General features: G+C 64.5%; 20 protein-coding genes. 12 read left to right on the top strand and 8 right to left on the bottom strand.

Going from position 1 to position 20,233, the window contains the following annotated elements:
- Position 1 precedes the first annotated feature (1 nt).
- Genes VAR608DRAFT_RS28325 through VAR608DRAFT_RS28315 form a run of 3 tightly spaced genes read right to left on the bottom strand, consistent with a single transcriptional unit; the run spans position 2 to position 3,547 of the window.
- On the bottom strand, positions 2–997 hold the full coding sequence (locus VAR608DRAFT_RS28325) for an ABC transporter permease (protein WP_088957102.1): 996 nt from the start codon (positions 995–997) through the stop codon (positions 2–4).
- Positions 994–2,568 (bottom strand): sugar ABC transporter ATP-binding protein, encoded by a 1,575-nt coding sequence (locus tag VAR608DRAFT_RS28320; protein ID WP_088957101.1) that lies wholly within the window; start codon positions 2,566–2,568, stop codon positions 994–996. Before VAR608DRAFT_RS28320 ends, VAR608DRAFT_RS28325 begins: the two co-directional genes overlap by 4 nt.
- A 19-nt stretch (positions 2,569–2,587) precedes the next feature.
- Positions 2,588–3,547, bottom strand: coding sequence for a sugar ABC transporter substrate-binding protein (locus VAR608DRAFT_RS28315; RefSeq protein WP_088957100.1), 960 nt, complete (start codon positions 3,545–3,547; stop codon positions 2,588–2,590).
- 617 nt (positions 3,548–4,164) lie between these two features.
- Between VAR608DRAFT_RS28315 and VAR608DRAFT_RS28310 the strand changes: the two genes are divergently transcribed.
- From VAR608DRAFT_RS28310 to VAR608DRAFT_RS37275, 12 genes are all read left to right on the top strand, one after another.
- Positions 4,165–5,085, top strand: a complete 921-nt coding sequence (locus tag VAR608DRAFT_RS28310) for a ParA family protein (protein WP_088957099.1) — start codon at positions 4,165–4,167, stop codon at positions 5,083–5,085.
- 15 nt (positions 5,086–5,100) lie between these two features.
- A complete protein-coding gene (locus VAR608DRAFT_RS28305) occupies positions 5,101–6,954 on the top strand; it encodes a ParB family protein (protein ID WP_088957098.1) in 1,854 nt (617 codons plus the stop codon).
- Positions 6,920–7,681: an STY4526/YPO1902 family pathogenicity island replication protein gene (locus tag VAR608DRAFT_RS28300; protein ID WP_157731141.1), complete on the top strand. Its 762-nt coding sequence runs from the start codon at positions 6,920–6,922 to the stop codon at positions 7,679–7,681. The genes VAR608DRAFT_RS28305 and VAR608DRAFT_RS28300 overlap by 35 nt, the downstream gene beginning before the upstream one ends.
- Positions 7,656–8,210: a hypothetical protein gene (locus VAR608DRAFT_RS28295; RefSeq protein ID WP_157731140.1), complete on the top strand. Its 555-nt coding sequence runs from the start codon at positions 7,656–7,658 to the stop codon at positions 8,208–8,210. Before VAR608DRAFT_RS28300 ends, VAR608DRAFT_RS28295 begins: the two co-directional genes overlap by 26 nt.
- Positions 8,194–9,960: a hypothetical protein gene (locus VAR608DRAFT_RS28290; protein ID WP_157731139.1), complete on the top strand. Its 1,767-nt coding sequence runs from the start codon at positions 8,194–8,196 to the stop codon at positions 9,958–9,960. The genes VAR608DRAFT_RS28295 and VAR608DRAFT_RS28290 overlap by 17 nt, the downstream gene beginning before the upstream one ends.
- 231 nt (positions 9,961–10,191) lie before the next feature.
- Positions 10,192–10,659 carry a hypothetical protein gene (locus VAR608DRAFT_RS28285; RefSeq protein WP_088957094.1) on the top strand — a complete coding sequence of 156 codons (468 nt, stop codon included), beginning with the start codon at positions 10,192–10,194 and terminating at the stop codon, positions 10,657–10,659.
- Positions 10,660–10,696: 37 nt separating this feature from the next.
- A complete protein-coding gene (locus VAR608DRAFT_RS28280; RefSeq protein WP_088957093.1) occupies positions 10,697–11,860 on the top strand; it encodes a PFL_4669 family integrating conjugative element protein in 1,164 nt (387 codons plus the stop codon).
- A 41-nt stretch (positions 11,861–11,901) separates the two neighbouring features.
- Positions 11,902–12,465 carry a hypothetical protein gene (locus VAR608DRAFT_RS28275; RefSeq protein ID WP_088957092.1) on the top strand — a complete coding sequence of 188 codons (564 nt, stop codon included), beginning with the start codon at positions 11,902–11,904 and terminating at the stop codon, positions 12,463–12,465.
- Positions 12,466–12,605: 140 nt separating this feature from the next.
- Entirely contained in the window at positions 12,606–13,013 is a 408-nt protein-coding gene (locus VAR608DRAFT_RS28270) for a single-stranded DNA-binding protein (RefSeq protein WP_088957091.1), read from the top strand.
- 71 nt (positions 13,014–13,084) lie between these two features.
- Complete coding sequence (locus tag VAR608DRAFT_RS28265; protein ID WP_088957090.1) at positions 13,085–13,336, top strand: hypothetical protein; 252 nt, start codon at positions 13,085–13,087, stop codon at positions 13,334–13,336.
- 183 nt (positions 13,337–13,519) lie between these two features.
- Positions 13,520–15,295 (top strand): DEAD/DEAH box helicase, encoded by a 1,776-nt coding sequence (locus VAR608DRAFT_RS28260; RefSeq protein WP_231972992.1) that lies wholly within the window; start codon positions 13,520–13,522, stop codon positions 15,293–15,295.
- Between the two features lie 382 nt (positions 15,296–15,677).
- Positions 15,678–16,067, top strand: a complete 390-nt coding sequence (locus tag VAR608DRAFT_RS37275) for a hypothetical protein (protein WP_157731138.1) — start codon at positions 15,678–15,680, stop codon at positions 16,065–16,067.
- A gap of 183 nt (positions 16,068–16,250) precedes the next feature.
- On the opposite strand, the gene VAR608DRAFT_RS28250 is transcribed toward VAR608DRAFT_RS37275, so the two are convergent.
- The 5 genes from VAR608DRAFT_RS28250 to VAR608DRAFT_RS28230 form a co-directional block, all read right to left on the bottom strand.
- Positions 16,251–16,553, bottom strand: coding sequence for a hypothetical protein (locus VAR608DRAFT_RS28250; RefSeq protein WP_088957087.1), 303 nt, complete (start codon positions 16,551–16,553; stop codon positions 16,251–16,253).
- 7 nt (positions 16,554–16,560) lie between these two features.
- Positions 16,561–16,881 (bottom strand): hypothetical protein, encoded by a 321-nt coding sequence (locus VAR608DRAFT_RS28245; protein ID WP_088957086.1) that lies wholly within the window; start codon positions 16,879–16,881, stop codon positions 16,561–16,563.
- 1 nt (position 16,882) lies between these two features.
- Entirely contained in the window at positions 16,883–18,523 is a 1,641-nt protein-coding gene (locus tag VAR608DRAFT_RS28240) for a methyl-accepting chemotaxis protein (protein WP_088957085.1), read from the bottom strand.
- A 201-nt stretch (positions 18,524–18,724) separates the two neighbouring features.
- Positions 18,725–19,438 carry a Crp/Fnr family transcriptional regulator gene (locus tag VAR608DRAFT_RS28235; protein ID WP_172843910.1) on the bottom strand — a complete coding sequence of 238 codons (714 nt, stop codon included), beginning with the start codon at positions 19,436–19,438 and terminating at the stop codon, positions 18,725–18,727.
- 10 nt (positions 19,439–19,448) lie between these two features.
- Complete coding sequence (locus tag VAR608DRAFT_RS28230; RefSeq protein WP_157731137.1) at positions 19,449–20,033, bottom strand: acyloxyacyl hydrolase; 585 nt, start codon at positions 20,031–20,033, stop codon at positions 19,449–19,451.
- Between the last annotated feature and the right edge of the window lie 200 nt (positions 20,034–20,233).

The following is a 20,233-nucleotide window of genomic DNA, read 5'->3' as shown; positions in this document are numbered from 1 at the left end:
ATCAGTCCAGGCGGCGTTCGTCGCGGCGCTGGCGCAGCGTGTCGATGATGACGGCGACCACGATGACCGCGCCGGTGATGATGCGCTTGCTCGGCTCGCTCGCGCCCACCTGGGCCAGGCCCGCTTCGAGCACCGCGATGATGAGCACGCCGAAGAAGGTGTTGATGACCGAGCCGCGCCCGCCCATGAGGCTGGTGCCGCCGATGACCACCGCCGCGATCACCTGCAGCTCGATGCCGACGCCCGCGTTGGGGTCGGCCGCCTCCAGCCGCGCCGACTGCATCAGTCCCGCCAGCCCGGCCAGCAGGCCGGTGGCGGCGAACACGATGATCCGGATCGGCCGGGGATCGACGCCCGCCAGGCGCATGGCTTCCTCGTTGGTGCCGACGCCGACCACCTGGCGGCCGAACACGGTGCGGGTGAGCACCAGTTGCCCCGCGGCTACCACCAAGACGGCCAGCACGAAGGCGGCCGAGACGCCGCCGATCCAGGGCGCCGCCAGGCCCGAAATGGCGTCGCCCACGTACTGGGTGCGCGAGTCGGTAGCCAGGTAGGCCCCGCCGCGCACCGCTTCGAGCATGCCCAGCGAGACGATGAAGCTGGGCAGGCGCCAGGCCACCGACACGGCGCCGGTGACCGTTCCGCAGAGCAGCCCGGTGATGAGGCCCATGAAGGCCGCGACCGGCACCGGCAGCTTCCATTGCAGGATGGCGGCCGCCGTGATCGCACCGCTCAGCGCCAGCACGGAGCCGACCGAGAGGTCGATGCCGGCGATGATCAGCACGAAGGTCATGCCCACCGCCATCACCGCCAGCGCGGGGATCTCGTTGGCGATCGAGATGAAGGTCTCGGCCGAGAGGAAGTAGTCGCTCAGCGCCGAGAACAGCGCGATCATGGCCAGCAGCACGACCGTCAGGCCGACGTAGGTGCCCAGCTGGCGCCGGATGGTCCTGGGTGGCGGCGGCGCTGCCGCGCTCGTGGCGGGGGTACTGTTCATGATGTGGAGGCGTTGCTGGGATTCGGGGTGAAGGCGGCGGCCAGCAGGGATTGCTCGCTCCACCGCCCGCGCTCGAAGACGGCCACGAGCCGGCCGGCGCTCATCACGCCGATGCGGTCGCACATCGCCATCAGCTCGCGCAGGTCGCTGGAAACCATCAGCAAGGCCTTGCCGGCATCGGTCATGCGGTCGAGCTCGGCGTACAGGTCGGCGCGCGCCCCGACGTCCACGCCGCGCGTGGGCTCGTCGAGCAGCAATACCTTGCACTCGCGGTGCAGCCAGCGCGCGAACACCACCTTCTGCTGGTTCCCGCCGCTGAGCGTGGCCGCCGGCTGCTCGATGTCGCGCGAGCGGATGCGCAGCAGCTCCACCAGCCGGCGCGCGATGCCGCGCTCGCTGGCGCGCTGCAGCCAGCCGCCGCGCGAGACGGCCTTCAGGTCGCTCAGCGTGGTATTGACGCGGATCGACTGCGGCAGCAGCAGGCCCTGCGACTTGCGGTCTTCCGTCACCAGGCCGACGCCGGCCCGGATCGCCTGCATGGGAGAGTGCCAGCCGCGGCCCCGGTACAGCACCGCCTGCTCCTGCGCCGGCGGGTGCAGCGTGATCTCGCCACGATCGGCCTGGTCGGCGCCGAACAACAGGCGCACCAGCTCCGTGCGGCCGGAGCCCACCAGGCCGGCCAGGCCCATCACTTCGCCGGCACGCAGCTCGAGATCGACGCCATGCACTGCGTTCGCCCGGCCGATGCCATGCGCGCGCATCAGCACCGGGCCCCCGGCGCGCCGCGGCCGTCCTTCATGCTCGTGCACCGCGCGGCCGACCATGCGTTCCACCAGCTCGGACTCGCGCACCCCGGCCATGGGCCTCAGGTCGACCAGGCGGCCGTCGCGCAGCACCGCCACCCGGTCGGCGATGCGCTGCAGTTCCTCCAGCCGGTGCGACACGTAGACGATGGCCACGCCACGCGCCTTCAGCAGCTCGATCTGCTCGAACAGGTGCGCCGTCTCGCGTGGCGTGAGCATCGCGGTGGGCTCGTCGAACAGCAGCACACGCGTGTCGTCCTGCAGGTTGCGCGCGATCTCGACCATCTGCTGCTGGCCGATACCGAGCCGCGCGGTGGGCGTGGCTGGGTCGATGTGCTCGAGGCCGATGCGCTCCAGTTGCCGCTCGGCCAGCGCGTGCAGCTGCCCGCGCCGGATCCAGCCCGCGCGGCTCGGCAGGCGGTCGAGCAGCAGGTTTTCCGCGACCGACAGCGTGCCCACCAGTCCCAGCTCCTGCATCACCATGCGCACGCCCTGGCGCTCGGCCGCACGGCGCGAGAGCGGCCGGAAAGGCTGGCCTTGCAACAGCATCGTGCCGCGTGTGGGCTGCACGAGCCCGCCGATGATCTTGGACAGCGTGCTCTTGCCGGCGCCGTTCTCGCCCGTGAGGGCCAGCACTTCGCCGGCGTGCAGCGCGAGCGAGACGCCGTCCAGCACCGGTCCTGCATAGTCCTTGCCGATGGCGTGCACTTCCAGCACGGCCCGCGCGGGCGCCGGGTCGGCCGGGCTCTGGACGCCGTGCGTGCTCACGATGCTGCGCCGGCCTTCCTCACTTCGACGCCGAGGACTTGGTGACCAGCACCACGTCGGTCTTCACTTCCGCGGGCATCTGGGCCTGCGTCTGCTTCTGCGACAGGGCCTTGAGGGCGGTCTCGATGCCGAACACCGCCTGCTTGGCCGCGAACTGGTCGGCCGTGGCGAGCACGCGCCCGTCGGCCAGCATGGGCCTGATGGCGCTGATGTTGTCGTAGCCCACCACCAGCACCTGGCCGGTCTTGCCCGCGGCCTTGACCGCGGCCACCGCGCCCAGGGCCATGCTGTCGTTGCCGGCGAGCAGCGCCTTGAGGTCGGGGTGCTCGCGCAGCATGCCGGCCGCCACGGTGTTGCCCTTGTCGATTTCCCACTGGCCCGACTGCACGCCCACCACCGTCATGCCGCCGGCCTTCATCGCGTCCTGGAAGCCCAGCGTGCGCTGCTGGGCGTTGAAAGTGGTCGACACGCCCTCGATGATGCCGATCTTGTCGCCCGCCTTGAGCTGCTTGGCCAGCGCATCGCCCACCAGCTTGGCGCCGGCGCGGTTGTCGGGGCCCACGAAGGGGACCTGGATGCCCTTTTCCTTCAGCGCGTCGGCGTCGAGCCGGTTGTCGATGTTGACCACCAGGATGCCCTTGTCGATGGCCGCCTTCACCACCGGCACAAGCGCCTTGGAATCGGCCGGCGCGATGACCAGCGCGTTGATCTTCTGCGCGGCCATCTGCTCCACCATCTTGATCTGGGCGGCGGTGTCGGTTTCGTCCTTGATGCCGCTGGCTACCAGCGTGTACTCGGACGAATGCGCCTTCTGGTGCGCCTTGGCGCCGTCTTCCATGGTGCGGAAGAACTCGTTGGCGAGCGACTTCATGACCAGCGCGACCTTGGGCTTGTCCTGCGCAAGGGCAGGCGAGCCGGCAAGGGCGCCCAGCAGCGTCAGCGCGGCGGCGCTCTGGAAGGTGCGGCGGGTGAGTTTCATCAGCTTGTCTCCTGGATGGTTGGATTCGGACTAAGAGGCAGACGCCCGGGCCCATGGGGCGAGGGAAAGCGCATGCTACGCCACGAAAACGTTTGCGCAAACGTTTTCGTCTCAGGTTTTTCCCTGAGTTGGCAGCGTGGAACTTGCCCGCTGGCGCCCGGTCCTCGAACCACATGTGGTCGCTGCCATCGACTCAAGACCATTCAGGCGCTGGCAAGTACACCGTCCGTGAGCTCATGACGGCCGCGGACCAGCGGAGGCCGCGCAAACAGCGCGCGGCAAAGACCCGCCAACCGCGCAGCCGCCGTGCGCGCCTGGGCGAGTTGATCCAGATCGCGATTCAACTCGCGCATTCGTCAGAGAAAGATCGTCGACGCAGATGTCGCCATGCCTGCGCCTCGCTATGGGGTGCAGACTCTGCGACATTTCTGCTTGGCCAAGACCCGACATTACTAATCAAGACCCAATTTAGACAATGTATATTGCCAGACTCGCTGAATTGGCCTTGGCCGACGCACAATTATACGCACCCGAAATTTAGCTGAAGCTAGTTGGGAGCGGAACAGTTTTGGCGGTAATCCCGTTGAATTGGAATAATCCATTTCAACGGGGTTTTAATGCTTACACTGACAGTTGTTGCCACAAAAGGTGGTGTTGGTAAAACAACCTTGTCCGCCAATCTCGGCGGATTGCTTCGGGATCTCGGGCTTCGCGTGCTTTTGGTCGACGCGGACGTCCAGCCCTCCCTCTCCAAATATTTCGTTCTGAGCCATCTCGCCCCCGCGGGATTGACAAAGCTCGTCACGGATGGGTTTCTGTCCGACGATTGCATTTCATCGGTGCAATTGCCGGCAGACGGGTCTCCCTTCAAGGACGTCGAAAAATATCCATTCGCTCCCGCGCTGCACCTGATCCGCTCCGACACCCGCGAGGGCAATCTGCAGGACTGGCTGTCGCAGCGCCTCGATCGCCTGGTGCGCATCTCGATGGCGCTCAACGACCCAGGCGTCGATGCCTCCTACGACGTCGTCATCATCGATACCCAGGGCGCCCTCGGTCATCTGCAGGACGCTGCCGTCAACGCGGCCGACATCCTCATCACGCCGGCCACGCCCGACGTCGTGTCGGCGCGCGAGTTCATCGAAGGCACGGTCAAGCTGATCGACCGGCACGAAGCTGCCGCGAACATGGGATTCAAGATCCCATCGATGAAGGCGGTGATCAACCGCACCGAAAACACCCGCGATAGCCGGTCGATGTCCGAACTGATTCGCGAGGCATTCCTCACGATGCGTGGACGCGTCTCCGTGATGCAGACCGCGATTCACAGCGCAGTGGCGTTTCGCAAAGCGGCTACGGCCCAGGTGCCAGTTCATTGGATCGATCCGGGTCGTGCCAGTGACGCAATGCACCAGTTGCTGTGGGAACTCATTCCCTCCCTTGAAGGGAGGTACGCCCCCAACCACCGAGACTTCGGCGTCCCTTTGGGGACGTCGGCCACCAGCGCCGAGGACGCGCCGTCGACAAGCCATCAATGACGGAGGTGCGGAGCAATGCGTACCCCTGAAACATTGACGGCAACACAACGCGCGGAACGGCTCAGGTCCGAAGCCGGTGGCATGGGTCAGTCGACACCCCCGCTGGAAGACATGAGCAAAAAGACCCCCCTGGATCGCGAGCGTGCCTCATTGATGTCCGGATTGAATCTGGACAAAAAAAGCGCGAGCGCCAATCTCGATCCTCGTACAGAAGTGGACGGATCATTTTCGATCCTCTCCATTCACGACATTGTTCCGTACAAATACAACCCCAGAAAATCGAGGAATCCGAAGTATTCCGAGATCAAGGAGAGTATTCGTGCGGACGAAATCACCAATGCGCTGACCGTCACCCGTCGACCGGGCGAGGTCAAATATTTTCCCTACGGCGGTGGAAATACCCGCCTCGAGATCGCCAAGGAACTGCATAACGAAGGCGACAGCCGCTTTGCAAGGCTGCGCGTCATCATCAAAGCCTGGAAAAGCGAGGCGGACGTCATTGCCGCCCACCTGGCGGAAAACGAAAACCGCGGCGATACCACTTTTTGGGAAAAAGCGCTGGGCGTGGAGAATTTCAAGCGCGAGTGGGAAAGCGCGCATCCGGGACACGTCGTTATCGGCGCGGAATTGAATCGACATCTGAAAGACGCCGGCATCAATTACGGCGTCAGAATGATTCAGAACTTTGCTTTCGCAGTGGAGCATCTTGGTCCGGTCGGCCCGTGGCTTCGGACGGAGGATCTGAACACGATCCTCAGGCCATCGATAGGCAGCTATCTCGACCTCGCCGAAAAACTGGACAAGCGCGAGCATGCCGCATCGCAACTGCACGCGGTGCTTGTTGAGCATGGCAGTGAGTTGCTGTCGCTCAACGAAAAGAACAAGCAGCGCGACGAGTCCGAACGGGTGCCTGTCGAGCTCGATGCGCGGCAGCTCGTCAGCGACGGGGCTGCCGCGATCGCGCAAGCCATTGCCGTCCCGACGGAGCGCATGGAGGCGATGGCTGCGGCACTTTCAGAGCGACCGCGCATGTCCGTCAAGGATCTGATGAACCTGGAGCAGGAATCGGTGTCTGCGCGGTCCGCGCGAAGCACGCCAGGGCGGCAGGACCAAGGCGGGGAACGGCCGAACGGCGCCGATGACAGCGCGAATTCGTCGCCCCCTGACAACGACGGTGAATCCTCCGCGGGCCGTCGCCCTGACTTCGAGCAACGCCCGCTCGGTGCAATGCCCGGCGTGATCGGCGGGACGGCAATGCCGGGGCACGGTGCTGCGCATCCCGGCCTGGGATCGTTGCCGCACACCACCACCGAAGAGTCTCGTTCACAGCGGCGCACTAGGCTGCATGGCGAGATCCGTCATCTGTTCGAGGAGATCAACAAGATCGCGCCGATCTTCGACGCGGTGCTCGAAGTCGACGAAATGCCCTTCGGCTTCATGGTCGAGATCCCCGACTCGATGGCTCGCATCGGGGACATCGAACTCGACGAGAGAACGACCAGGCTCCGCACGTCGATCTGGTGGCTGCTCACCACGCTGTCGGGGCAAGTGCAGGACAGCGTGTGGGCTCGCGTGAGGGCGCTGCCGCCGGTGCAGGCTACCCGTTGGGCACAGCAGCAGCTCCAAGGCTCGGCGGCGTTTCAGGAGAGCCTGATTGCGCAAGTGGGCGCTGAGCTGGCGATCTATGGCCCGCTCGCACCCGGAGGTACGGACTTCGAGGTTTTCCTGTCCGGTCACGCCATCTGGACGGTCCTTGCAGAGCCTCAACTCGGCCCGCTTGTCACGCGCCTCATCGGCGTCTTCTCGGCGCTTCGGCAGTTGGAGCCCGATCGGCATGAAACGGAAGCCCGCTGTCTCGAATTGGGATAGCCCACGGGTTGGCCCACTGGCTTCATCAGGGAGAAAAAGAATGATTTCAGTCAACGTTAACGACTCTGCCCTCATCGCCGCGATGCTCAGCGAGGTCGTCAAGATCATCGACACGGCCAGTGGGCTCGATCTGCTGCTGGAGCAGGGCTGCGATCCGGTGCTGCTGGACACCCTGCGCAATGCCAAGGCACGTGACATTCGAGAGACAGCCTCGAGGCTCAAGTCCATCCGCCTCACGTTTTCGTCCCGCGAACTCGCCGCCGAGCTCCACAAGCTCCAACTGGTGCGTGAAGACCAGGAGATGTGCGAGTACTTCATACGCCATGGCGCGAATCGCACGATGGTGACCGAGCTGTGGAAGATGTCGATCGAGTCCGTAGCGCAAATGCGCCGGGTGCTTCTTCCGGGCGGAGGCAACGTCGGACGGCCTCCGCTTCCACGCGATCACGCAGTCCGCGAAGCCGTCCATCGCGCCTGGACGGAGATCCTCAAGGCCCACCCCGACGAATCGAGGGAATCCCGTCGACGACGGATCTTCCTGCTCCACAAGCAATATCCGGACATGACGATCGACACGCTGTACAGCGTCGTCACCGAGTTCGATCCGGTGAGAGAACGAGTCGATCGACGCGCCCGGCGCAACAGCACAGCAGCTTGCGTGAGCGTCTTTCCGATGACCGCATTCCACCAGGCCGGCCTGGTTGGAGGAAATCATGCAGCCCAATAGCGCCAGCAGACCTGCTCGCGACGCAAGAGCGCCGCGCGACGGCAACTCGATGTCCGGCGCAAGTGCCGAATTGCCGCCTTCGGATGAAGCACTCTGGGACGAGGCGCGGCTGCTTCACTGGTTCGGTCAGGAGACGATCGCCTTCAACCGCGGCTATGTGGACCTGACCGGCAACGTCCTGAGCGCGCTTTGGCTCTCCTATGTCCTCGACAGGTTGCCAGCGCTGGTTCGTGCAGGCCGGGCTACTGCCGATGCGGATGCATATCGCTTTTGCATGTCTGGCCTGGAGTGCGAGCATGCGACCGGCATCACCCGTGCGCAGCAGGCCACTTGCCGCCGCCAGCTCGTCGACGCCGGTCTTCTGAGCGAGGACGGCACACGCGGGAGGACGGTCAGCTACACGATCCACATGGGCCGGCTTCGCGAAAGGATGACCGCGCAAGCAGCGCCGCTGCACCGAGCTCTCGTGCAGGCGCGTGCCGCCGAGTCCGCGCACCGCGCACCGAGAACGCATGGCCGGGCCCGTTGACGTGGGGCACGCTGCTTCCCTCTCTTCGCACTCGGCGCCAGAGCGATCGGGCCCAGGCGATTCGCCGGGTCCCTCTGATGCCAATGTCTCTCGCGCCAGCGAGCTGGCGCTGCAGCATCTCAACGAACGCGGCTACGTGCCGTTCCATCCAGCGCTCGCGCATCGGTTCGGCCATCGCGCTGCACTGTTCATCGGCATCTGCCTCTACTGGACTCGACACAGTGTGCGGAACAATCCGCAGCGGCAGGGCTGGTTCCATCTGTCCGCTCGTGAGATCACGCAAGCCACGACGCTCAGTCGTCGCGAACAGGAGACCGTTCGCGAGCTGCTGGGGAGGCGCGGCCTGTTGCAGGAGAGGCTCGCCGGACGACCGGCGGTCATCCACTACCTGCTGAACCTCAACGTGCTCGGCCAAGCCCTTGAGGTCGTCGACGCACGGACTTTGACGGTGGACGCCGCGTGGTCCTGGTTCGAACGGAGCGTGAGCTTCTATCGACCATTGGCCGATCTCGCGGGCAACGCAGCCAGCGGGCTCTACCTGTCATTCATCCTGCGCCAGCAACGACTTGCCATCCTGAAAAGGCAACTGCGCGGGGACTGCATTCATGTCCCTCAGGAAGCGGTCAGTGAGGCATTGCGCCTGACGCCGAAGGTTCAGCGGGCAGCACGCGACCGGCTCCGCAAGTCTGGACTGATCATCGAGGCCGGTCCATCGCTGATCCGGCTCAACGTCGATGCGATCCTGGCCTGCATCCGGGGGCAGGCCATCCAGCCGCTGCCGCGAGCCAAAGGAGCGTCGACAGTCAGTCTGTCGAAACCCAGCGACGTATCCCTCGAGCGCAGATTGGCGCACCCCGGGGCGAAGCGCGGCCCGCTGCTCCCCATGATCAACCAACCGCAGTTGCCGATGGGTGCAGCGTTGCCGTCCAACGGCGGAGCAGGTGTGCTGGCGGCGTGCAGCCCGATGCATCTCATCGCCTCGCTGATCGCGCCGCGCGCCGTCGCAGCGAGCGTCCCAGTTGCAGGATTCCAGCAACTTGCGGGGGGCGCCGTGGAATCCAGTGTCGACGTCGCTGCCATCGCGAACGCCTCGCAAACCCGCGCCAGCATTGCCCAAAGCGCCAATCTCGAAGCGCCTCACGTTGCCCAAAGCGCCAAACTGGAAGCGGCTATTTCTGCCCAAAGCGCCAAACTTGGATTGCCCAAAGCGCCAAACTATATAAAGCAAACAAGTATTCCAAACACGACGACAAACACGCACGCGAGCCGGACTGTGGGTGGGTCCGGCGATGCACAGGTCGGATGTCGTCGTCGTTCAGCAGCTTTCTCTGCAGATTCACTCGGCGCCAGCGACCTCGACGATCTGAATCTCCCTCAATGCCTCACGGCGCAGATGCTTCCCGGCGTTCGCCACGTCCTCCAGCAGGTCGAACCGCAATGGCGGCAGCCGATGCTCGATGAACTGGAGGGGCAGGCGAGGATCGCGGGCAAGACGATTCACAACCCTGCCGGTTGGCTACGCGGCCTGGCTCGCGGCGTCAAGGCGGGCACGGTGCTCGCGCTGGCCGAGCAGGTGGCGGCGGAGCGCCGGCAGCGGCAAGCGATCCAGGCGCAGATCCAGGCATCAATCGATGGAAGGTCGCAGCCTCGGGCCACGCGCGAGGCAATCGCGCCTGCCGATCCCGAGGTCGTCCAGCGCCATCTCGCGCAGCTTCAAGGCCTGCGCAAGCACTTCGTGGGGAAGCGGTGATGGCCAGACAACTACTCGAACTCGCCCTTGGACAAATCGGGCTACGTGGCACGTGGGACAAAACGGGGCACACGGCACGGCGTGCCATGTGGGCCAAAACGGGTTACGTGACATTGGAGCGTGTCATGTAACTCGCTTTGAGTCACACGGCACGCCGTGCCACGTAACTCATGTTGAGCCACCTGGACCGATATCCCAGGTCACACAAATCAATTCTCAGGGAGAAACGACATGAAGGGCAATGAACTGTTCATCGAACTCGTGCTTCGACTGAAGCACTTCGCAGACGCCGCCGTGCTCTGGATCTTGATCAAAGAGCGGGCCGATGTAAAGGAGTTCAAGACCTCTGCGGTTCGTATGGCGTACGACCAACTGCCCGGCACCATCGATCGTAATGCGGCGCAGCGCGCTTTCAAGAGCCTACAGGATCGCGGCCTCATTCGCGTGCGCATCCACCGCAAGACCGCCACGATGGTCACAGTCAACCGCGAGGCCGTGTTCGATCTTCTCGACAGCGAGCTCGAAGAGCGCCTGCCGGGCCTCAGCAAGCACGAGTTTCCATTCCTCGAAGCATGGGACACCGAACGCGCTCTTCCGCAGCAGAAGCGCCAAGCAGCTTCGAATCCGCCTTCCAACGCCCAGATCAACGAGGTGATCCTGTCGAACCTGGAGCAATCCAGCGACTACGACGATCACTGACCACGCCCCCACTGTCACATCACAAACAGGAGATGTAATGGCAACAACCAAGGCCAAGGCGGCGACGGCCGCAAAGAAGACTTCGGTGAAGCCGGTCATTCAGACGCCGGATGCAGCGGCGCCATGGCTGGCCACACGGAAGCCCGAGTTCCTCACCGATCCGAACTCCCCGTTCGCGGACAAATACTCGGTCGATAAAGAGCGCGAGTTGCTCGCCGACTTCATCGCGACGAACCCGAACGACGAACGGCATCCGCTCTATGACCGCTACATCGAGCTGGTGGATCGCGAAGACCAGCTCGAGAAGCTCCGCAGCGAGTACGAGTCGACCCTCGGCGCCGACGCGGTTGCAGACAACGCCGAGACCTTCGGGATGCGCTCGCTTGGCCGGCTCGTGGACGACGAAGCAGACCAGTTGGAGATCCATACGCTGGAGGCCTATCGAATGTTCCTCGGCCGCCGGCGCGAACCTGGGACCGAGCACGCGCCCATCATCGGCGGCAAACGCATCGGCTCGGTGCTTCGCAATCTCTGGCTCATGACCGGCAAGGACAACCCGTTCGCCGATTGGGCACTGGTCCGGCATGAGCATTCGATGAAGGAGGTCCAGGCGCGACTGAAGCGCGAGATCGAAGCCGCGCAGTCCGCGCTGCTCGATCAGCAGAAGCGTGGACTGCATCTCTCGATCGTGCGATCTGCCGAGCCGCAGAAGCTGACGCTTGGCTTCAGGTCGCCCTATGGCTACGCGGTGTGCCAGGCCATCAACGACTTCGACTTCTTCATCCGGCTCATGAAGACGCTGGAACGCAAGGACCTGCGGAGCGATGACCAGGTGCGCAAGAGCATCCACGAACTCACGCGCCTGATACGTCGCGTGTGGACGGACACGGCACGGTTCGAGCGCTGGCTCAGCCAGGACGAGGTGAAGGATCTGGCGCGCAGCGATTTCATCGAAGGAGCGGCTGAAGCTGCGGCAAACCGGGTTCGGTTCGCGACGGAAGTCTTCGGCCCGGTGCCGAGCCAGATCTACACCTGCGCCATTCAACCGACGCACTCGCGCCGACACCGTCGCGTGTCGGCGGAAGACCGGTTGCTGCTGACGCGCATCGGTGCGCAATTGGCCCAGGCCGAAGCGGCGGCTGATGCAGAGGGCCAGCAGGAGGCTGCTCGGTGCAGTACGCAAGAGGGTGCCGCAGCGTGAGCGCGGAACTGGTGGCCGCAATCGGGACGGAGCCAATTGGAATGAAGCTGCAGCAGGGCGGTGATGAGAAAGGCCTGGTGATGAAAGGGCTTGTGGTTGAGAAAAGGCACACCGGCGTAGCCAGAGCGTCGAAAGCCGGTTCGAACGCGAAGGCCTGGGCGGTCGACGCTGTGTCGAAGCATGGGTGTCAAGAAGCGGTTGACGCAAAGGCCTTTACGGGTAGGGGCACCCTGCGTGAACTGCGACACCTGCTTGCCACGCTCGATTCCGTAGAGAGCCGCATGGCTGCGCTGAGCGAAGCCTCGAAGCAAGCCGGGTTCGGGATCTACCTCATGGTTCATCGGCGCGCCGCGACGGGCTATACGCACCTGCGATGGCGCGAGCATGGCGGAGCGAAGCGTCATTTGAAATGGGAGGACGCCGCAGAGCACGTGGGCGTGCTGACGCCCGAGGTCAGGAACTGGGTGCGCGATGCATCTGGATCAGCGATCCGCCTGAACGGCGAGCATCTCCGCAGCAGGGAACAGATCAAGCAGATACGCGCCCATGTCCGGACGAAGGAGTCGCACATCTATCCGAGATCGGCATTTGGGCCGTCGGCATGAAAGCGCGGATCGGTTCGCGCCAGTGGCGGACCCCGAAGCGTTCGACAAGATCGGAGTGGAGGAGTCCTTCCACATCGCGCAGGCACGGAACTGGTGCAGCCGTGCATGCAACCTCAAAGCGCACCCAATGGGAGAAGTGAATGCAGAACCTTTTCATCGGCAAGGGCAACCTGGCCAAGTCGCCCGAAGGGCAGTACATCCAGCGCAAGGATGGCCATGGCGACTTCTTCGTTGCCAGCATGCGCGTGATGTTCGGACGCTATGGCCGCAAGGACGATGGCAGCGTCGAACAGGTGGGTGGCTTCTGGCGCGAGGTCGAGATCTACGGTCAGAAGGCCCAGGACGTCTGCAAGCATCTGCGCAAGGGCGCTCGCGTCTTGGTCATCGGTGAGGAACGAGAGTTCACTGGCACCGATGACAGTGGTGCCGAAGTCCAGGTGCTCAAGGTAGTGGCTGAGGACGTGGCCTTGCAGCTCACCCGGATCGAGGAAATCAAGTTCGCACCTGCGCGGCAACGCGAGGAAGAGCTGGAAGACGCGGCGCCCTGACTCATCAGGCCGAGCCGGACTGCCTTGTGACGCAGAAGTGTCGCCAGTGAACCAGATCACAAGGGGTCGAGATGAACCAACTGAACACGGATGCCGCGGCGATCGACGCGGCCGGATCGGATAAACCGGCCGTGCTAGCCAAGCTGCTGCAGCACGGCGCCGAAGGAGAGGAGTCATTGACTCGGATCACTGGATGGCCCGTGGAGGTGACCCGGCATGCGCTGCTGCAGTTGATCGTGGCGGGCAAGGTGAGGTGCCTTCGTAGCGGGGGGGGACTCAGGTACGGACTGCGCGATGCGCCGCTCGGAGAGCGCCGCCGATGACAAGGGGCGACGGAGATCTTTCCGGCAGTCCCGGCGCCGATCCGGCTGAAGCCACCGGAACTCGTCGTTCAAGCGGTTTCCGATCGCTTGCGTATCGGCCTGCAGGTGCTCTCGGTTCCTGGCCTCAGGCGGCCATTGGCCGAGGAGGGTGGATGGTGGTGCGGTCCCCGGCGCATGTGGGTCATGCGGGCCGCGGCCGCCAACCTGGTTGTCGCAGCGCTGCAGCGCGCCTATTTGGGGCAGTACGTGGATCTGGAGGACGCTGGGCGGCTGATCTGTGCCGCGCTCAGGGAACCACAGGCCGATTTCTTCACGCAGCTGCTCGATGTGCAGGTATTCCCGCTGCGTGGCAGCGAACTCCAGCGTGGGCGATTTGCGGTCAGTGGCCTGTACGACGAACCCTTCCTCGGTGCCATGCGGGCCATGGGCGGGTATTTCCACAAACATGCCAGTGCCTGGCAGGTTCGCGCGGATCCTTCGGAAATTGTCCAACGGTTGGGGCAGCAGGCAGGCATCGCACCCGAGTTCATCTTCATCCACGAGCAGCCGGTCGTCATCGAGACGCTGAGCGCACCCAGTCAGAGCCAGATCACGATCAAGGTGCCGGCGCTGGCGCCGGATCGATCCGATGGAGCAGGCAAAGAAGAGGAGGGTGCCGGCTACTTCTCGACGGAGCTGGAGCGCGAAGAGCAACTGTCCTTTGATCGACGAGCGCTCGAGGGACTCGTTGGCCGCGGCGTGCTGCGTGATTACCAGGCCGTTGGTGTGACGCATTTGCTGGGCCAATCGGGCGCCTGCCTCGGCGACGACATGGGTCTGGGCAAGAGCCGTCAGGTCGTGGTGGGTCTGAGGCTGATGGCTGGCGAGGGCCGAATCCTGATCGTCTGTCCGGCGTCGCTACGCATCAACTGGGAGCGCGAGATCCACATGATTCATTCCGATGACCAGGTGGGGATTGTGGGAGAGGACCGGATGGCCACGCTGCGTAGTAGTCGCTGGGTCGTGGCGAACTACGAGCGGCTGGGCGGCTTGGTAAAAGAACTGGACCTGACCTTCGCGGCCATGGCCGTGGACGAGGCGCACTACCTGAAAGAGTACGACTCGGGGCGGACACGCAACATGTTCTTGCTTGCGGCCAGAATTCCGCGGCGCTATGTGGTCACCGGCACGCCGCTCCTGAGCCGCGAGGTCGAGATGCACACCCTCCTGCGGATGACTGGCCACCGGCTCGGCAAGCTCTCGCTGAAGGACTTCACGAAGGAATTCGCGGGCAGCAGTGAGAAGCGAGCGCGGCTTGCCGATGCGCTCAAGGGCTGGATGCTCAGGCGCAGCAAGGACGTACTGAAAGACCTTGGCGAGAAGACTCGTCAAGTTCGCTACCTGTCGCCGGCCGAGGGATTGGGCGCCTACCAGGATGTCTGGAACGACATGAGCCTGATGGTGATGCCCAAGATCGTCAAGCTGCGCCAGGCCCTCGAAGCGCTGAAGCTGCAGTTCCTGATCGAGACGGTGGAAGGCTTGGGGGAGGGCGACAAGATCATCATCTTCTGCGAGTACATGAGCACGGTCGCGGCGCTGCAGGAGGCCCTGCAGGCGATTGGCGTGCGCGCGGTGGCCCTCGTCGGCAGCGACAGCCTCGCGAAGCGCCAGAAGGCCGTGGATGCGTTCCAAGGGGATGCAGGCGTCACGGTGTTCATCGGCACCACCTCGGCGGCCGGCGTAGGCATCACGCTGACGGCTGCGAACTACGTTGTCTTCGCTTCGCTGCCCTGGACGCCGGCGTTGATGCGCCAGGCCGAGGACCGGGCCTACCGGCTGGGTCAGAAGCGCAATGTGCTGGTCATCGTGCCCCTGATCCCCAAGACAATCGATGCGCGAGTTTGGGAGTTGTTGCAGAGCAAGCGGGAGACGGAGGTGGAAGTGGTTGAGGCGGTGAAGGTGGTGCTGCCAACGCTATGAAGCGGGTGTGGATGGACGCCGCATCGAGGCAGGTGCGGTTGGCTCAACTCGGCTGCTGTTCCACACGGCGCAGATCGGGTTGACTAGACCTCGTTCGATCGACAGATTGGTGGCGTGTTTGTTGGGCATGGCATAGCGGTCCTTGCGCCGCTTGCCTTGCTTCACATGGGTGACGAGGAAATCTTTGCAGGCGGCGTTGATGAGCGCGGATCTGCGCGGTCATCGTAGGGACGATCCCCGATCAGACCGTTCGTTTGCGACTTCATCGGAGATACCACCTACGCTCTCTGCATCGGTCAAGCGACCCAGACAAACCGCGGTAAGCGGGGGCCGGGCGACTCGGGCGACCCGCCCACAAAGTGCAAATTCCAATCCCACCCACTTGAATCAGGAGAAGAGACATGGGAAAACCCACAGGGCGGCGCTGGGGGTACTTGTCCTCATAGTCGCCGCAGCAACGGCTCACGCACAGGTCGCCGGCTCTACGCTGGTCAGCAGGGGCGTCCTGGAGGTACGCGAAATCGCCAACGGAGTGAGCGTCAAGAATCAGATCTTCGGCCAAATCGTCCTCAACGAGAACGGCGAGACCGTGGGCCGGGTCGATGACGTCATCGTCGCGCCGAACGCATCCATCTCCCCTACGCCATTCTGGGCGCCGGTGGCTTTCTGGGCGTGCGCAGGCACGACCTGCGTTTCCAGTCCCTGTCCCACAGCGGTCGGGCATTCGCGTTCGACTGCGACCGGCAAGGATTCGTCGACATGGATCGCATGAGCGATCGGACGCGCGACAACTACCTGTATGCACGGGCGATGATTGGCCGAGAACTGGCAATCCCTGGCGTGCACAGGCAAATCGTGCGGGAATCCGATCGCTTGGCATAGGCGCCACTGTGCTGCGACGGCCCCCTTTTCGTGGCCTGCCCACCAAGAGGGAGGCGAAGCCGGGCTCATGGCCTCAGGTATTCTCAGCAGAAATCGGCGGTACGACCTTATAGCCATTGCGCTCGAGCGTCAGGATTGCTCGCGCGATGGTGTTGGTGTTCGTGAGATGCGAACCCAGCATGGGCTCCCTCGGCATACCGAGCCACTGGCGGATCTTGGCCCTTCGCGCGTGGCTGATGCCAGGGATGTTCACATTGTTCTGGATCGCGTCTCTTACTGCATCCATTGATGTAGCGCCATAGGCTTCCAACGCCATCACCGTCAGAGAGTCGAGTCCGACCGCCCATGCAATCGCCTGCTCATCATGTACTTTCATGTGTGTCCTAGTTCGGGGCGTAGTCGCACAAGCTGAGTACCGACTGATAGGCCTCACGGCCTGCGGCCTTCGCGTCGTCCACCAACTTATTGCGTAGGGCCAGCCGATCGGCGGGCGAGTGCAGATCCTCCAGCCGAAGCAGCGAGAGGCTGATGTTGAGCGAGTGGATCGACGAGGACAGGCTCAGGCGAAGCGCGCTCCATTCCGGACGGGAGCGTTCCTGCGTCCTTGCTGGCCGCTCTGCGACTTCATCGACCAGATGCAGTGCAATCGCTCGCTCGATGGCCTCCACCGCCTCGCGAATCAGGTCCTTCTTGGCGGCCGTCATGTCAACGCGCGAACGAGCCGACCAACTCGATCTCGCCTGCAGGCCGGGCCGTCGCCTGTACCGTCTCCGGTCTCTCGCCGGCCTCGGCGGGCGGCGCCTGCTCGAAGGCAGCGACCGCGTCCAGCAGGCGTTGCGCCTGCTGCTGCAGGCTCTCGGAAGCGGCGGCACTCTGCTGCACGAGCGCCGCGTTCTTCTGCGTGGCCTGCTCCAGCTGGCTGACCGCCTCGCCGACCTGCGCCACGCCGGCGCTCTGTTCGACGCTGGCCGTGCTGATTTCGCCCACGATGTCCGTGACCCGCCTGATCGAGGCGACCATCTCGCCCATCGTGGTTCCCGCCCGGTCGACGAGCTCCGTGCCTTGCGCCACGCGTTCGACGCTGGCACCGATCAGTTTCTTGATCTCCTTCGCCGCCTCGGCCGAGCGGCCGGCGAGGCTGCGCACCTCGGCGGCGACCACCGCGAAGCCGCGTCCTTGTTCGCCAGCCCGTGCCGCTTCCACGGCCGCGTTGAGCGCCAGGATATTGGTCTGGAACGCGATGCCGTCGATGACACCGATGATGTCGGCGATCCGGGTCGAACTCTCGTGGATACGGTTCATTGTCTCGACGACTTCGCTGACCACCTGCCCGGCCCGGATGGCGATGGTGGAAGCGCCGAGCGCCAGCTGATTGGCCTGCCGGGCACTCTCGGTGTTCTGCATGACGGTCGCTCCCAACTGCTCCATGGAGGCCGCGGTCTCTTCCAGGCTGCCCGCGCTCTGCTCGGTGCGGGAACGCAGGTCGTTGTTGCCCGAGGCGATCTCCACCGCGCCCGCATGCACGCCCCTGGCCTGCTCGCTCACGTCGTCGAGCAGCGAGCGAAGGTTCAGCGCGCATTGGTTGACCGCTCGCAGCAGCAGGCCGATGTCGTCCACCCGGTCGAGGCTCACGTTGCGCTCGGGGTTCCCTTCGGCGGCCTTTTGCGCCACCCGCAGGACCGTCGCGAGCGGTGCCGCGATCTGCGACTCGAGCCACAGGGCCGAGACGAGGGAAGCCAGCACCGCGGCCGCAGCCACGACGCCGAGGGATGCGGCGTCCAGCCCTGCCGCGGCACACGCGACGAGCAGGATGGCCGCGCTGGCGAGCGAGCCCCACCGGATTCGCCACCGCAGCGACAGGGTCTGCAGCGACAGGAGCCGTGACACGAGGCCTGTTTTCACGAGCAGGCCCTTGTGGAATCCTCGTCCGCCCGCCTTGCCCTCGCGAAAGTCACGATGCAGTGCCTCGGCGCTCTCGACCTCGGCACGCGTGGGCTTGGTCCGGACCGACATGTACCCGACGACCTGGCCATCGCGACGCACCGGTGTCGCGTTGGCGCGCACCCAGTAGTGGTCGCCGTTCTTGCGCCGGTTCTTCACCAGCGCAGACCACGATTGCCCGCCCTTCAGGGTCTTCCACATGTCCGAGAAGGCTTCACGGGGCATGTCGGGGTGACGCACGAGGTTGTGCGGCTGCCCCAGGATCTCATTGCGCTCGAATCCGCTGACGGCGATGAACGCCGCGTTGGCGTAGCCGATATGGCTCTGCGTATCGGTGACGGACATCAGGGTCGCGTCATCGGGATAATCGAACTCTTTTTGTGTCACTGGCTGGTTGTCGCGCATTCGACCCTTTCCTGGGTGCTCGTCAAAAGCCACGGCGGCAGTCTTGCCGACGTGGGGCGTAGTCGATCGCCTAGATCAATTCCACGTCTTTATGCAAGCACGCTCGTCAACCATCAACAGGGTGACCTCCTGTTTTGAAGACTATCCACATCGAAAGTGACGGATCGCGCAGCGGGCCCTCGGGGCACGTGCCTGAAAACATCACTTGGGTTCGTCGTCGCGCCCTTGCGCGAGGCGCGCGAGCAGCCGGCCGCGATGGACCTCGCAGCGCTTTCGCTCCAGCCGGCGGATGCTGCCTTCGTCGTCGAGCGTGGCCAGGGCACGTGCGATCGTTTCGCGCCGGGTGCCCAGCATCTCGGCCAGGTCCGAATGGCTCGGGAGTTCCACCACCGGGGACTTGCTCGCATCCGCCAGCAGCAGGACGACGTAGGCGAGCTGGTTCGTCACGCCCGACAGCCTCATGGCTTCCGACCAGGCGGCCATGGCGGCGAAGTTCCCGATGAGCGCTCGCACCAGATGGACGAGCAGCGCCGTCCTGGACGCGCTCATCTCGCGCAAGGCATCGATCGGAACCTCGCAGACGAGGACAGTGGTCAGGGCGACACCCGAGGCCTGGTTCGGGTTGTCGAACATGCCGAAGATCCCGAGCGCATTGCCACGGTGGAGCATCCCGATCGGCCGTGAACGGCCGTCCAGGCCGCGGCGGTAGGCAAAGGCCATCCCCAGCTTGAGGATGCGCACGACGCGCGTGACCTTGCCCTCCTCGACGAGCACATCGCCGCGGTGGAGGATGCACTGGCGAATCTGCGGCTGGATCAGGGCGCGCTCTGCCTCTCCGAGCTGGCCCAGCACGCATGCATGGCGGATGGCGCAGGAATGGCAATGACTTGCGGGGGTCGCGGTCTTCGTGGGCACTGTGCGGCAGTCACTGGAAGCGATACGCGTACCGGACTTCGCAGAAGTTCTCGCCCGGATTGGGATGCTTGATCGCGCCGTTCGAGAAGTGCTGCAGCCGCAGCGAGACCTCATGCCGGCCCTCGTCGCCGAAGCGGCGCCCCACGGCGATCTGGTCGCCGAAATTGAAAGCGGTCGAGAACCGCTTGCCTACGGGCTGATAGAGCTTCGAGGTCAGGGTCAGGCCGATGCCGCCTTCGACGAACCATGGCGACGCGCCATGCGAAGGCGTCCAGCGGAACACCGGCGTCAAGCCCACCTGGGCGAGCTGCGTGTGACCCGGGGCGGTCCCATCGGGATACGACCACACGGAAAGGAAGCCTTCGTAGTAGCCGCTGAGCTGCCCCGATCCGAGGTCCCACTTTCGGTCCCAGTCCCAGTCGAGGCCACCCGTGACACTGTTGGTGCTGTTGGCGTTGCCCAGCTGGACGAAGAAGGATGTGGGCCGCGCCAATTCCTGCGCATCGGCGCCGCCGGCGCCGACGACGAGGCCCGCGATCGTGCCGATGCCCGCCAGGAACGCGCGAATCGCGGCGCGGGTCGTGAAGTTGCTCAAGGATCTGACTCCAGTGAATGAAAGGGATTGGACCAAGCAAAGACTGCACCTGCCGCGCGCGGCAGATGGGTGCCAGCTCGCTCGCGCGCGAGCCGATCAGCGCCCGTCGGCCTGTGACGAGGTTCTTCGAGCCGTCCTGCGAGAGTCCGGGTTTGGATCAGCCCGCAGCTTAGTTCCGCGAGGGCGGGAAGTCCTCAGAG

It is taken from the genome of Variovorax sp. HW608 (assembly GCF_900090195.1).
Classification (GTDB): domain Bacteria; phylum Pseudomonadota; class Gammaproteobacteria; order Burkholderiales; family Burkholderiaceae_C; genus Variovorax.
The sequence above is the reverse complement of the archived record's forward strand: the minus strand, read 5'-3'. Positions and strand labels throughout refer to the sequence as shown.